The organism is Leisingera aquimarina DSM 24565, from assembly GCF_000473165.1.
In the GTDB taxonomy this organism is placed as follows: domain Bacteria; phylum Pseudomonadota; class Alphaproteobacteria; order Rhodobacterales; family Rhodobacteraceae; genus Leisingera; species Leisingera aquimarina.
This window is the reverse complement of the sequence record NZ_KI421504.1, coordinates 85213-97050: the sequence shown is the minus strand read 5'-3', so window position 1 is coordinate 97050 and position 11838 is coordinate 85213. Positions and strand designations below refer to the sequence as shown.

At 61.8% G+C, this 11838-nt stretch carries 16 protein-coding genes; 14 read left to right on the top strand and 2 right to left on the bottom strand.

Annotation, left to right across the window (positions count from 1 at the left end):
- Positions 1 to 164: 164 nt before the first annotated feature.
- Entirely contained in the window at positions 165 to 1127 is a 963-nt protein-coding gene (gene mdh / locus AQUI_RS0104270; protein WP_027256404.1) for a malate dehydrogenase, read from the bottom strand.
- Positions 1128 to 1284: 157 nt separating this feature from the next.
- Here mdh and AQUI_RS0104265 point away from each other — a divergent pair, with 157 nt between their 5' ends.
- On the top strand, positions 1285 to 2040 hold the full coding sequence (locus AQUI_RS0104265; RefSeq protein ID WP_027256403.1) for a sulfite exporter TauE/SafE family protein: 756 nt from the start codon (positions 1285 to 1287) through the stop codon (positions 2038 to 2040).
- An 81-nt stretch (positions 2041 to 2121) separates the two neighbouring features.
- On the opposite strand, the gene AQUI_RS0104260 is transcribed toward AQUI_RS0104265, so the two are convergent.
- Positions 2122 to 2436 (bottom strand): hypothetical protein, encoded by a 315-nt coding sequence (locus AQUI_RS0104260; protein WP_027256402.1) that lies wholly within the window; start codon positions 2434 to 2436, stop codon positions 2122 to 2124.
- Between the two features lie 350 nt (positions 2437 to 2786).
- Here AQUI_RS0104260 and AQUI_RS0104255 point away from each other — a divergent pair, with 350 nt between their 5' ends.
- The 13 genes from AQUI_RS0104255 to AQUI_RS0104195 all read left to right on the top strand — a co-directional run bounded on the left by AQUI_RS0104255 (position 2787) and on the right by AQUI_RS0104195 (position 11574).
- Positions 2787 to 3641, top strand: coding sequence for an HpcH/HpaI aldolase/citrate lyase family protein (locus AQUI_RS0104255; RefSeq protein ID WP_027256401.1), 855 nt, complete (start codon positions 2787 to 2789; stop codon positions 3639 to 3641).
- A gap of 34 nt (positions 3642 to 3675) precedes the next feature.
- Positions 3676 to 4224, top strand: a complete 549-nt coding sequence (locus AQUI_RS0104250; protein WP_027256400.1) for an NnrU family protein — start codon at positions 3676 to 3678, stop codon at positions 4222 to 4224.
- A 22-nt stretch (positions 4225 to 4246) separates the two neighbouring features.
- A complete protein-coding gene (locus AQUI_RS0104245) occupies positions 4247 to 4450 on the top strand; it encodes a DUF1737 domain-containing protein (protein ID WP_024088976.1) in 204 nt (67 codons plus the stop codon).
- Complete coding sequence (locus AQUI_RS0104240; RefSeq protein ID WP_027256399.1) at positions 4450 to 5496, top strand: MaoC family dehydratase; 1047 nt, start codon at positions 4450 to 4452, stop codon at positions 5494 to 5496. The genes AQUI_RS0104245 and AQUI_RS0104240 overlap by 1 nt, the downstream gene beginning before the upstream one ends.
- Before the next feature lie 126 nt (positions 5497 to 5622).
- On the top strand, positions 5623 to 6324 hold the full coding sequence (locus AQUI_RS0104235) for a DUF1194 domain-containing protein (RefSeq protein WP_027256398.1): 702 nt from the start codon (positions 5623 to 5625) through the stop codon (positions 6322 to 6324).
- Between the two features lie 194 nt (positions 6325 to 6518).
- The gene (gene sdhC / locus AQUI_RS0104230) at positions 6519 to 6902 is read left to right on the top strand and encodes a succinate dehydrogenase, cytochrome b556 subunit (protein ID WP_027256397.1); all 384 of its coding nucleotides are present in this window, start codon (positions 6519 to 6521) and stop codon (positions 6900 to 6902) included.
- Positions 6903 to 6919: 17 nt separating this feature from the next.
- The gene (gene sdhD / locus AQUI_RS0104225) at positions 6920 to 7291 is read left to right on the top strand and encodes a succinate dehydrogenase, hydrophobic membrane anchor protein (RefSeq protein WP_027256396.1); all 372 of its coding nucleotides are present in this window, start codon (positions 6920 to 6922) and stop codon (positions 7289 to 7291) included.
- Positions 7292 to 7310: 19 nt separating this feature from the next.
- Complete coding sequence (gene sdhA, locus AQUI_RS0104220) at positions 7311 to 9116, top strand: succinate dehydrogenase flavoprotein subunit (RefSeq protein WP_027256395.1); 1806 nt, start codon at positions 7311 to 7313, stop codon at positions 9114 to 9116.
- Between the two features lie 11 nt (positions 9117 to 9127).
- Positions 9128 to 9907, top strand: coding sequence for a succinate dehydrogenase iron-sulfur subunit (locus AQUI_RS0104215; RefSeq protein ID WP_027256394.1), 780 nt, complete (start codon positions 9128 to 9130; stop codon positions 9905 to 9907).
- A 114-nt stretch (positions 9908 to 10021) separates the two neighbouring features.
- On the top strand, positions 10022 to 10291 hold the full coding sequence (locus AQUI_RS0104210; RefSeq protein WP_027256393.1) for a hypothetical protein: 270 nt from the start codon (positions 10022 to 10024) through the stop codon (positions 10289 to 10291).
- A 45-nt stretch (positions 10292 to 10336) separates the two neighbouring features.
- On the top strand, positions 10337 to 11047 hold the full coding sequence (locus AQUI_RS0104205; protein ID WP_027256392.1) for a ZIP family metal transporter: 711 nt from the start codon (positions 10337 to 10339) through the stop codon (positions 11045 to 11047).
- Positions 11048 to 11176: 129 nt separating this feature from the next.
- Positions 11177 to 11329: a hypothetical protein gene (locus tag AQUI_RS31130; RefSeq protein WP_169730770.1), complete on the top strand. Its 153-nt coding sequence runs from the start codon at positions 11177 to 11179 to the stop codon at positions 11327 to 11329.
- A 47-nt stretch (positions 11330 to 11376) separates the two neighbouring features.
- Positions 11377 to 11574 (top strand): hypothetical protein, encoded by a 198-nt coding sequence (locus AQUI_RS0104195; RefSeq protein ID WP_027256391.1) that lies wholly within the window; start codon positions 11377 to 11379, stop codon positions 11572 to 11574.
- Positions 11575 to 11838: the final 264 nt, after the last annotated feature.

Here is an 11838-nt window from a genome sequence, read left to right as displayed (position 1 = left end):
TCACAAATTATGGGAAGCTTAACGGCAGTGATTCGAAGGTAGCAGTCACCCGTTGCTACCGCCGCTTCATAGTTCAAAAGCGTCAATCGCCGCACCGGGAACGCTGCGGCAAAAGAAAAGGGCCCGCCGAAGCGGACCCCCTGATTTGTGCAAGGCTTTTTGGCTCAGGCCAGCGAGCCGTCGATACCTTTGCAAGCCTCGACCAGGCCTTTCACGGCATTGACCGAGTTGTCGAACATGGTCTGTTCTTCCTCGTTCAACTGAATGTTCACAACTTTCTCGATGCCGCCGGCGCCGATGACGGTGGGGACACCAACATACATGCCCTTCACGCCGATCTCGCCGTCGCAATAGGCTGCACAGGGCAGCACGCGCTTCTGATCTTTCAGATAGGCTTCGGCCATTTCGATGGCGCTGGTTGCCGGCGCATAAAAGGCAGAGCCGGTTTTCAGCAGGCCGACGATTTCGGCGCCGCCGTCACGGGTGCGCTGCAGAATGGCGTCCAGGCGCTCCTGGGTGGTCCAGCCCATTTTGACCAGATCAGGCAGCGGAATGCCGGCCACGGTGGAGTAACGCACCGACGGCACCATGGTGTCGCCATGGCCGCCCAGCACGAATGCGGTGACGTCTTTCATGGAGACGTTGAATTCTTCGGCCAGGAAGTGGCGGAAGCGGGCCGAGTCCAGAACGCCGGCCATGCCGCAGACCTTGGCGTGGGGCAGGCCCGAGAATTCGCGCAAAGCCCAAACCATCGCGTCCAGCGGGTTGGTGATGCAGATCACAAATGCGTCCGGTGCGTGGTCGCGGATGCCTTCGCCAACGGACTTCATCACCTTCAGGTTGATGCCCAGCAGGTCGTCGCGGCTCATGCCCGGCTTGCGCGGCACGCCGGCGGTCACGATACAGACGTCGGCGCCTGCGATATCCTCGTAAGACTGGGTGCCCTTGAGGGAGGCGTCAAAGCCTTCGGAAGGACCGGATTGTGCGATGTCCAGCGCCTTGCCTTCGGGGGTGCCTTCGGCGATGTCAAAGAGCACGACGTCGCCGAGTTCCTTGAGGGCTGCGAGATGTGCGAGGGTGCCGCCGATCTGACCTGCGCCGATGAGGGCGATTTTGGGTCGTGCCATTGGGAATGTCTCCGGTCCGGTTGAAATTTCCTGATGCCTACGGCGTAACGGCCCGCCGTGCAAGGGTTCCGCGCTGCGGCAAAGGGTTCGGTATACTTGTGTATGCTGCGCTGGTATCGCTAAAGGGCGTGTAATTCAGGGCTTTCGAGGGCGGGCAATGATGGCATTTGACGCTATGTTTTTCGTTTTTGCCATCCCGGCAGTCGTTTTTGCGGGCGTGTCCAAGAGCGGTTTCGGGTCCGGCGCGGCCTTTGCTTCGGCGTCGATTCTGGCGCTGGTGATTGAGCCGGGCGCGGCCTTGGCGCTGATGCTGCCGCTGTTGATGCTGATCGATCTGGCCAATCTGAAACCCTATTGGGGCCGCTGGAATCTGCGCGCCTCGCTGTTGCTGATCGCGGGCGGGCTGCCGGGTGTCGGGCTGGGCGCCTGGCTGTACTCGGCGGTGAATGACGATGCGATGCGGGTTCTGATCGGTGCGGTCTCAATCGGGTTTGTGCTGTGGCAGCTGCGCGGGCGGCTTGGATTTGGCAGCCTGTCTGCCGCGCAGCTTTCTGACCGCACCGGACTGCTTGCCGGGGTGGCTGTCGGGTTCACCAGTTTTGTCAGCCATGCGGGCGGGCCGCCGGCCGCGGTTTATCTTCTCAGCCTGAAGTTGCGGAAAACCGAATATCAGGCCAGCACCGTGCTGATCTTCTGGGCGGTCAATATCGCCAAGGCGGTGCCCTATGCCTGGCTGGGGCTGTTCACTTGGGAGACGCTGCGGCTGGATCTGATGCTGGCACCCTTTGCGCTGCTTGGTGCCTGGCTGGGGGTGAAGCTGCATCACAGCATCCCGGAGCGCGGGTTCTTTGCGCTGACCTATGTGCTGCTGAGTGTGACCGGAGCCAAGCTGATCTGGGACGGGCTGACCTGAATACTGCTCATGAGGGCCAGCCCGCGCGGCGTCCCCGGCCGCTCAACCTGCTGCCTGGAAACCTGCCTCAATAACTGCTGCTCAGGCATCGCTGTCGGTGTTTGGCAGTGCTTCTGCGAGCACTTCATAAGACTGGCCTGACGCCACCAGGCAGGTCATGCCGTTGGGCGTGGTCACGGTGATGGTCCAACTGCCGGTGTTTTCGGAGGCAAAGGTTTCCATCACCATACCCTTCTGGCCCATGCCGATGCTTTGACGGCTTTCGCCGTATTTTTCTGCCAGCCGTTTGATCACTGTGTCGCGCGGTGCGCAGTTGCGGCTTTGCGCGGCGGCAGGCGCAGCAGCCAGGGTCAGCACGGTGAGGGCTGTCGGCAGTGCCCGGTATGTTATTTTCATCTCGTTTTACCCTTTCCGGAACGGCCGGACAGAGCCGGGTGCCTGACGGCAGCTCCCGGTATCCCTGTGCGGGCCGGTGTGTAACGCAATTCGAAATGCAGGCCCCATGCCTGCGGGCATCAGGTGCGGCCTGGGGCGGCGGCAGGGGTCCTGTGCCTTGGTGTCTATCAGTTTGGCAATCAGGTGCTGATAACTGGTTAACCCAGAGGGCGCTGAAAGTTCACTAACTTTGTCAATATCTTGCTGCGTTTGCGGGGAGGGTTACGCTGCGCTGCGGCGGAATTGTACTTGAAAGTATACAGTCGAATCTGTACCGCTTTACGCAACAAAATAACTTTTGGAGAGGCTCTATGGACCCGCGTGCGCGCCCTTACCGTTCGGTTTTGTATATTCCCGGCTCCAACGCACGCGCGCTGGAGAAGGCCAAAACCCTGCCGGTGGACGCGGTGATCTTTGATCTGGAAGACGCGGTGTCGGTGGACGAAAAACCCAATGCCCGCGCGACCTTGACCCAGGCGCTGGAGACGGGCGGCTATGGCGCCCGGATGAAGATCGTGCGGATCAACGGGCTGGATACGCCGTGGGGGCGTGAGGATGCGAAAGCGGCGGCAGAGATGGATTGCGACGCGATTCTGCTGCCCAAGGTGAATGCGCCGGCGGATTTGGACGCGCTTGCAGAGATCACCAAAGACATTCCGCTGTGGGCGATGATGGAAACCCCGCGTGGCATTCTGAATGCCGCCGCGATTGCCGCCCACCCTCAGCTGCAGGGCATGGTGATGGGCACCAATGACCTGGCCAAGGAACTGCAGACCCGCTATCGCCCGGACCGGATGCCGATGATGGCGGGGCTGGGCCTGTGCCTGCTGGCCGCCAAGGCCGAGGGGCTGGTGATCGTCGATGGTGTTTATAACGCTTTCAAGGATGTCGAGGGACTGTCGGCGGAATGTGCCCAAGGCCGGGACATGGGCTTTGACGGCAAGACTCTGATCCACCCGGCGCAGGTGGAGACGGCCAATGCCGCCTTTGCCCCGACGGAGCGCGAGGCTGAGACTGCCCGCCGCCAGATTGCCGCTTTTGATGAGGCGCAGGCCGCAGGCCAGGGTGTAGCCGTGGTCGACGGCAGGATAGTCGAGAACCTGCATGTGGTGACGGCGCGTGAAATCCTGGCAAAAGCGGATGCAATCGCCGCGCTTTCAGCCTAGCTGTTGACCCAGTCAGCAGCAGAGGGAGACTGATATGGCGCTATTGATCCTAGGCATCCTGTCGTGGTGGGGCGGCCACCTGTTCAAACGGCTGGCACCGGAGGCGCGCGCGTCCATGGGCAATGGCGGCCGCGGTATGGTGGCTTTGGTGCTGGTTGCCGGCGTGGTGCTGATGGTACTGGGCTACCGCAGCATGGAATTCATCCACGTCTGGGCGCCGCCGTCCTTTATGGTGCATATCAACAACCTGCTGGTGCTGATCGCCATCTGGATGATGAGCCCGGCGCCAAAGAAAGGCGCGCTGCTGAACGGCATGCGCCACCCGATGCTGGCGGGCTTTAAGCTCTGGGCCGCGGCGCATCTGCTGGTCAATGGCGACCTGGCGTCGATCATCCTGTTCGGCAGCCTGCTGGCCTGGGCCGTGGCTGAGGTCATCGTGATCAACCGGTCTGAGCCGGACTGGCAGCCGGGCCCCAAAGGCTCCATCGCCAAAGACGGGATGTTCTTTGCGGCCTCGATTGTTCTGATGGGGGTGATCGGCTACGTCCACGGGGTGGTCGGGCCTTCGCCCTTTCCTGGGTAGGCCCTCAGCAGGATAAGATACCATGAAACTCTACCGATTTTTGTCCGAGGACGACACCTCTGCCTTCTGCCACAAGGTGACCGATGCGCTGAACAAGGGCTGGGAGCTGCACGGCAGCCCGACCCAGACCTTCGATCCCGTGAAGGGGATCATGCGCTGCGGCCAGGCGGTAGTGAAGGAGGCGGACGGAACCTACACCCCTGAGACCAAACTGGGAGAACACTGATGGCCAAGATCAGTCCGGCCAAAACCAATCCGGGACGTTTTTTTGAAGACTATACCGTTGGTGAAGTAATCCGCCACGCGGTGCCGCGCACGGTGTCGGGCGGGGAACGGGCGCTGTATCATGCGCTCTACCCGGCGCGCCATGCGCTGTATTCTTCGGATGAATTTGCCCGGGCCTCTGGTCTGCCATCGGCGCCGCTGGATGATCTGGCGGCCTTCCATGTGGTGTTCGGCAAGACGGTGCCGGACATCTCCCTCAATGCGCTGGCGAACCTCGGCTATGCCGAGGGGCGCTGGCTGCTGCCGGTCTATCCCGGCGACACGCTGCGATCGGAATCCGAGGTGATCGGCCTCAAGCAGAACTCCAACGGCAAGTCCGGCGTGGTCTATGTGCGCACCCGCGGGTTGAACCAGCGCGACGACTGCGTGATGGAGTATGTGCGCTGGGTGATGGTGCGCAAAGGCGACCCGGATGCCCCGGCGCCGGAAACGGTTATTCCGGAATTGAACAAGGTGATTCCGGCAGACCAGCTGGTGATCCCGGCGGGGCTGGATTTCAGCACTTATGATTTCACCCTGGCCGGCGAGCCGCACCGCTGGGACGACTATGCGGTGGGCGAAACCATCGACCATGTGGATGGTGTCACCATCGAAGAAGCCGAGCACATGATGGCAACCCGGCTGTGGCAGAACACCGCCAAGGTGCATTTCGACAACACTGCGCGCCCGGATGGCACCAGGCTGATCTATGGCGGCCATGTGATCTCGATGGCGCGGACGCTGTCGTTCAATGGGCTTGCCAATGCGCAGATGATCGTCGGCCTGAATGGCGGTGCGCATGCCAATCCCTGCCTGTCGGGTCTGACTGTGCGGGCCTGGTCGGAGGTTCTGGATAAGGCGGAAACGTCTGCGCCAGGCGTCGGCGCCGTCCGGCTGCGGCTGGTGGCCACCAAGGGCGGCGCGCCGTTTGAGCTGAAGGGCGAAGACGGCAAATACCTGCCGGACGTGCTGCTGGATCTGGATTACTGGGCTTTGATGCCGAAGTGATCTGAGGGGGCTTTGCCCCCTCGCAGGCCTTGCCTGCTCACTCCCAGGATATTTTCAGCCAGATGAACAGGGGAAGCTGGCAGAATTGTGATGACCCTTAGCGCGATTGCTGCTTAAGCTGGCAGTATGCGGGTTTTGCAGCTTCTGGTTTTCTCGACGCTCTCCCTCTGGCCGCTCCGGGCAGCGGCCTGTGATCTGGCGCTGGTGCTGGCGGTGGATGTGTCCGGGTCAGTCGATGCCGAGGAATACCGCATTCAGATGGACGGGCTGGCGGCGGGGTTGCGCGACGGTGTCGTTTCTGAGGCGCTGGTCAAGGCGCGGGCGCAGGTGCTGCTGGTGCAATGGTCCGGCGAGTCACGGCAGGAGGTGACGCTGCCTTGGGTGCCTGTCCGCAGTTTTGCCGATGTCGAGGCATTGGCCCGGCGGATCGAACAGGCGCCGCGGCCCTGGCGCAATTATTCCACTGCGGTGGGAGAGGCGCTGTTCCTGGCGCTGGATCAATTCTCTGCAGTGCCGGATTGCAAGCGCAGGGTGATCGACATTTCCGGCGACGGATTTTCCAACGAAGGCGTTGAGCCGCGCGAGGCGCATGGGGCGCTGTCTGCCCTTGGGGTAACCGTGAACGCCATTGCCATTGAGCAGAGCGAACCGGATCTGACAGCCTATTTCTTTGAAAATGTGATCCGCGGCGAGGGCGCTTTTGTGGTCACCGCCGCCAGCTTTGACGACTACCCTGCGCGGATCCGCAAGAAGCTGGTTCGGGAGGTTGCAAGACAGACAGCTGCGTTGCCGCGCTGGGCAGACAAGACGGCGCAGGCTTTGCAGTGATTTGCAGATTGCCTTGTGATTCTGCAAAAATTTTCCAGTTTGTAAATTTGTGATCACTAATTATTTGCTGTGATCACAAGTCGTGGCCTTTTAGCGCCAACAGAGCAATTTCCCGTGTTTTTTAACACTTCCTTCGGGTGACACGCCGTAAAAATCGGCTAAAACGTCGTCAGCCAACCTGAAAAGGAGCCAACATGGCCGATGTCAATCGGGGCAACCGCCCGCTTTCGCCGCATTTGCAGGTCTACCGGCCGCAGCTGACCTCCCTGACGTCGATCCTGACACGGATCACCGGCAACGCGCTGATCGTCTCGGCGCTGCTGATCGCCTGGTGGTTCCTGGCCGCTGCAACCTCGCCCGAATACTTCGCCATTGCCAATGGCGTGCTGACCAGCTGGTTCGGCGATCTGGTGATGGTGCTGTCGGCGCTGGGCCTTTGGTATCACACGCTCGCAGGTATCCGGCATCTGATCTGGGACAACGGCTATATGCTGGATCTGGACCAGGCTGAGAAACTGGGCTGGTTTGTGATCACAGGATCAGTGATCCTGACCGTTCTGACTATCATTATCGTCTAAGCTAAAGGACACACGCGATGCGATTTCTGACTGACCGCAAGCGCGCCGTTGGCATGGGCGCTGCAAAATCCGGAACCGGCCATCATTGGGCGATGCAGGTGAGCTCTGTTGCGCTCTTGATCCTGGTGCCGCTGTTTGTCTTCACCTTCGGCTCCGCGCTGGGCGGATCTTATGAGGAGATCACCGCCTATTATTCGCGCCCGTTCCCGGCGCTGGTGGCGGCGCTGACCATATGGGTCGGCATGATGCATTTCAAATCCGGCGCCCAGATTATGATCGAGGACTATGTTCACGGCGTCAAAGGCCGCCTGACGATCATCCTGGTCAATTGCCTGTCTTATGCCGTCGCCACGACCAGTGCCTATGCGCTGATCCGCCTGGCCCTGTAACTCCCCGAGGTTTCCATCAATGGCTGCTTACGAATACGAAACACATGAATATGACGTGGTCGTGGTTGGCGCCGGCGGGGCTGGCCTCCGTGCGACGCTTGGCATGGCCGAGCAGGGGCTGCGCACTGCCTGTGTGACCAAGGTGTTCCCGACCCGCTCCCACACTGTGGCGGCGCAGGGCGGCATTGCCGCCAGCTTGGGCAACATGGGGCCCGACAGCTGGCAGTGGCATATGTATGACACCGTCAAAGGCTCCGACTGGCTGGGCGACACCGACGCGATGGAATACCTGGCACGTGAGGCGCCTAAGGCGGTTTACGAGCTGGAACACTATGGCGTGCCGTTCTCGCGCACTGAGGAAGGCAAGATCTACCAGCGCCCGTTCGGCGGCCACACCACCGAATTCGGCGAAGGCCCCGCGGTGCAGCGCACCTGTGCGGCGGCTGACCGGACCGGCCACGCGATCCTGCATACGCTTTATGGCCAGTCGCTGAAGAACAACGCGGAATTCTATATCGAGTATTTCGCCATCGACCTGATCATGTCCGAGGACGGGCAGTGCCAGGGCGTTGTGTGCTGGAAGCTGGATGACGGCACCATGCATGTCTTCAACGCCAAAATGGTGGTGCTGGCGACCGGCGGTTATGGCCGCGCCTATTTCTCAGCCACCTCGGCGCATACTTGCACCGGCGACGGCGGCGGCATGGTGGCCCGTGCAGGGCTGGCGCTGCAGGATATGGAATTTGTGCAATTCCACCCGACCGGCATCTACGGCTCCGGCTGCCTGATTACTGAGGGCGCACGGGGCGAGGGCGGCTACCTCACCAACTCCGAAGGCGAACGGTTCATGGAGCGTTACGCGCCCCAGTACAAGGACCTGGCACCGCGCGACTATGTTTCCCGGTCGATGACCATGGAAATCCGCGAAGGCCGCGGGGTTGGCGCCGAGGGTGATCATATCCATCTGAACCTCAGCCACCTGCCGGCCGAAGCGCTGGCGGAACGCCTGCCGGGCATTTCCGAGAGCGCCAAGATCTTTGCCGGTGTGGACGTCACCAAGGAACCGATCCCGGTTCTGCCCACTGTGCACTACAACATGGGCGGCATCCCGACCAACTATTGGGGCGAGGTGCTGAACCCATCCGCCGAAGATCCAACCGCCGTTGTGCCCGGCCTGATGGCGGTGGGCGAGGCAGGCTGCGCCTCGGTGCATGGAGCTAACCGGCTTGGTTCCAACTCGCTCATTGACCTGGTGGTCTTTGGCCGTGCCTCGGCCATCCGCGCGGGCAAGGTTGTGGATCCGGAGGCGGCGAACCCGGTACTGAACACGGCTTCCGTCGACAAGGCATTTGACCGCTTTGATACCCTGCGCAATGCCAAAGGCGGCACTCCGACCGCGGATCTGCGGCTGGAAATGCAGAAATGCATGCAGGCCGACGCCGCCGTGTTCCGCACAGCGGAGACCATGGCCGAAGGTGTCGAGAAGATGACTAAGATTGCCGCCAAGATGGACGATCTGCAGGTGACCGACCGGTCGCTGGTCTGGAACTCCGACCTGATGGAAACGCTGGAACTGACCAACCTGATGCCAAGCGCGCTGGCCACCATCGTTGGCGCCGAGGCCCGCAAGGAAAGCCGAGGCGCGCACGCGCATGAGGATTTCTCGACCCGGGATGATGAAAACTGGCGGGTCCACACTGTGTCGCGCGTGGAAGGCACCAAGGTGGAGCTCAGCTACCGCCCGGTGATCACCGATCCGCTCTCTACCGAAGCCGAAGGCGGCATCAGCCTCAAGAAAATCGCGCCCAAAGCGCGGACGTTCTAAGGAGACAGATCATGGTACAATTCAGCCTCCCGAAGAACTCTAAGATCACCACTGGCAAGACCTGGCCCAAGCCGGCAGGCGCCAGCAATGTGCGCAAGTTCAAGATCTATCGCTGGAACCCGGACGACGGGCAGAACCCGCGGGTGGACACCTATTTCTTGGACATGGATGCTTGCGGCCCAATGGTCCTGGACGCGCTGATCAAGATCAAGAACGAGATCGACCCGACCCTGACCTTCCGCCGCTCCTGCCGCGAGGGGATCTGCGGCTCCTGCGCGATGAACATCGACGGCATCAACACGCTGGCCTGTATCTATGGCATGGATGAGATCAAGGGGGATGTGGCAATCTACCCGCTGCCGCATATGCCGGTGGTCAAAGATCTGATCCCCGATCTGACGCATTTTTATGCCCAGCATGCCTCTATCATGCCGTGGCTGGAAACCAAAACCAACCGCCCGGCGAAAGAGTGGAAGCAGTCGATTGAGGACCGCAAGAAGCTGGATGGGCTTTATGAATGCGTGATGTGCGCTAGCTGCTCGACCTCTTGCCCGAGCTACTGGTGGAACGGCGACCGTTACCTTGGCCCGGCAGCCCTGCTGCACGCCTACCGCTGGATCATCGACAGCCGGGATGAGGCGACGCCCGAGCGTCTGGATCAGCTGGAAGATCCGTTCAAGCTCTACCGCTGCCACACCATCATGAACTGCGCCAAGACCTGCCCCAAGGGTCTGAACCCGGCCAAGGCGATTTCACACATCAAGCAGATGATGGTCGAGCGCAGCGTCTGATGCGCAAAGATGCTGATCCGCAAGGATCCGCCGCCTGAGGGCGTCATAAATTGCACCGCCCCCGGTTTCCTGCGAAACCGGGGGTATGGTTTTGGCAGGCATTGGATTTCAGGCATGAAACTTCTTGGATGTGCCGCAGGTGCGCTGACACTGCTGGCGGGTTGCATGACGGCAACGGATCAGGACCGTGTCGGCGCCGAACTGGCGGCAACCGACTCTAAGATACCGGGCTGTATCGAGGCGGCAGGCATCACTGGGCAGTACCGGGTGCGGACAGACTTCCTGGGTCATGGGGCTGGAGCCACCGTGTTGCGGAGTGTGCAGCCGGGACCGAACGTGACAGAGGCACAGGCTTCACAGGCGACCTCCTGCATCAACACCTGACGCAAACGGGTTGAGCTTCGGCAAAGCCGACCCTAGGCTGCCGGGATGCAACCGCATGTTTTTGCCATCCTTTTAGCCGGACTTGCCGGTCTTGCGATGCCGTTGGGCGGCTTCCTTGCCTGGTGTGAGCATATCCGCAACCCGTTGCTCCGGGATGAGGTGCTGCACACCATCGGGGCCTTTGGCGGCGGGGCGCTGGCCTCGGCGGTGGCGCTGGTGCTGGTGCCGGAAGCGGCCGAGGTGCTGCCGCCCGCCTGGGCGGTTGGCCTGTTTGCTGCAGGCGGGGCGGTGTTTTATGCGGTCGATACGCTGTTGCAGCGTCATGGCGGCAGCGGTGCATTGCTTCTGGCGATGCTGCTGGACTACCTGCCGGAGGCGATGGCGCTTGGCGCAATGCTGGTCGCCGATGCCGCCACCGCCAAACTTCTGGCGCTGATGATCTTCCTGCAGAACCTGCCAGAAGGCTTTGCCGCCTTCCGCGAGGTCTGGCGCGGCAGCAGTCCGGCCTGGCACGTGCTGTTGGCTTTTCTGGGTCTGGCCGCACTTGGGCCGGTCTGCGCGCTGGCTGGACTCTTTTGGCTGGCGGACGCCCGCACGGCACTGGGGGTGATCATGATCTTTGCTGCTGGCGGCATCCTCTACCTGCTGTTCCAGGATATTGCGCCCAAGGCCCATTCCAGTCGCAGCAACGTGCCGGCACTGGGTGCGGTTGCCGGTTTTGCGCTGGGGCTGGCCGGGGAGCTTCTGACCGGCTGATACTTGCTTGCCGGGTTTGCAATGCGGTGCTTGCATGGCGCCTTTGCACAATCATCTGCTGCAGCGGGTTTGGCCTGGGCCTATCCTCCTGCGCGAGGGAGGATATTGCCAGACTATGGAGGCAACCAGATGACCCCCGTGAAACCGCAAAAGAAGCGGGCTGCACAAGACGCGCTGGACGCGCTGGAGCAAGCTTTTGCCTATTACTCTCCGGACCCGCTGCCGGCGGTTGAGCAGCCCGGCCCCGGCGAATGGGTAATCGAATACTATCAGGCGGCTTGAGGCCCATAGCGGTTGAGCCTGCTGCCGCCGCCGCATAGACAAGGGCCATGCCCCTATTGCTGCTGCTTCTCCTCGCCGGTGTGTTCGGCTATTTCCTGTGGCGCCGCAGCGCCACCGGCCTGACCCGCGATTGCCGCTGGCGCCAGCAGCGCGCCAAAGGGCAATGGTTCTGCAGCTATTGCGGCGCGGTTGCGCCAGGCGGGGAAGTCCCGCGCTTCTGCCGCAATCCGCAGCGCAAACCCTAGGGGAACTCTCCCGCGCCCGCAGGCGCACCGGCTGCGCCGCAGTGCCTTCCGAGCGGCCTTGGGCCCGGCACCGCGCCAAGGCGCGGTGCCGGGCCCAACTGCGGCGGGGCTTTGCAAAGCCCCTGAAGCAGGCGGGAGCGCACCGGCCTGCCGGTATGCTGCAGGAACGGCAAAGAAAACACTTGAACGACTCAGGCACATGCCCGATATGGACGCCCAAGACGCCAACGCACGCGCCTCTGGCGAAAGGGGTTACGCCCCTAC

Excerpts from the sequence above, each read along its gene's own strand:
- mdh (WP_027256404.1), bottom strand. The coding sequence starts at position 1,127 with ATGGCACGACCCAAAATCGCCCTCATCGGCGCAGGTCAGATCGGCGGC.
- AQUI_RS0104265 (WP_027256403.1), top strand. The coding sequence starts at position 1,285 with ATGATGGCATTTGACGCTATGTTTTTCGTTTTTGCCATCCCGGCAGTC.
- AQUI_RS0104260 (WP_027256402.1), bottom strand. The coding sequence starts at position 2,436 with ATGAAAATAACATACCGGGCACTGCCGACAGCCCTCACCGTGCTGACC.
- AQUI_RS0104255 (WP_027256401.1), top strand. The coding sequence starts at position 2,787 with ATGGACCCGCGTGCGCGCCCTTACCGTTCGGTTTTGTATATTCCCGGC.
- AQUI_RS0104250 (WP_027256400.1), top strand. The coding sequence starts at position 3,676 with ATGGCGCTATTGATCCTAGGCATCCTGTCGTGGTGGGGCGGCCACCTG.
- AQUI_RS0104245 (WP_024088976.1), top strand. The coding sequence starts at position 4,247 with ATGAAACTCTACCGATTTTTGTCCGAGGACGACACCTCTGCCTTCTGC.
- AQUI_RS0104240 (WP_027256399.1), top strand. The coding sequence starts at position 4,450 with ATGGCCAAGATCAGTCCGGCCAAAACCAATCCGGGACGTTTTTTTGAA.
- AQUI_RS0104235 (WP_027256398.1), top strand. The coding sequence starts at position 5,623 with ATGCGGGTTTTGCAGCTTCTGGTTTTCTCGACGCTCTCCCTCTGGCCG.
- sdhC (WP_027256397.1), top strand. The coding sequence starts at position 6,519 with ATGGCCGATGTCAATCGGGGCAACCGCCCGCTTTCGCCGCATTTGCAG.
- sdhD (WP_027256396.1), top strand. The coding sequence starts at position 6,920 with ATGCGATTTCTGACTGACCGCAAGCGCGCCGTTGGCATGGGCGCTGCA.
- sdhA (WP_027256395.1), top strand. The coding sequence starts at position 7,311 with ATGGCTGCTTACGAATACGAAACACATGAATATGACGTGGTCGTGGTT.
- AQUI_RS0104215 (WP_027256394.1), top strand. The coding sequence starts at position 9,128 with ATGGTACAATTCAGCCTCCCGAAGAACTCTAAGATCACCACTGGCAAG.
- AQUI_RS0104210 (WP_027256393.1), top strand. The coding sequence starts at position 10,022 with ATGAAACTTCTTGGATGTGCCGCAGGTGCGCTGACACTGCTGGCGGGT.
- AQUI_RS0104205 (WP_027256392.1), top strand. The coding sequence starts at position 10,337 with ATGCAACCGCATGTTTTTGCCATCCTTTTAGCCGGACTTGCCGGTCTT.
- AQUI_RS31130 (WP_169730770.1), top strand. The coding sequence starts at position 11,177 with ATGACCCCCGTGAAACCGCAAAAGAAGCGGGCTGCACAAGACGCGCTG.
- AQUI_RS0104195 (WP_027256391.1), top strand. The coding sequence starts at position 11,377 with ATGCCCCTATTGCTGCTGCTTCTCCTCGCCGGTGTGTTCGGCTATTTC.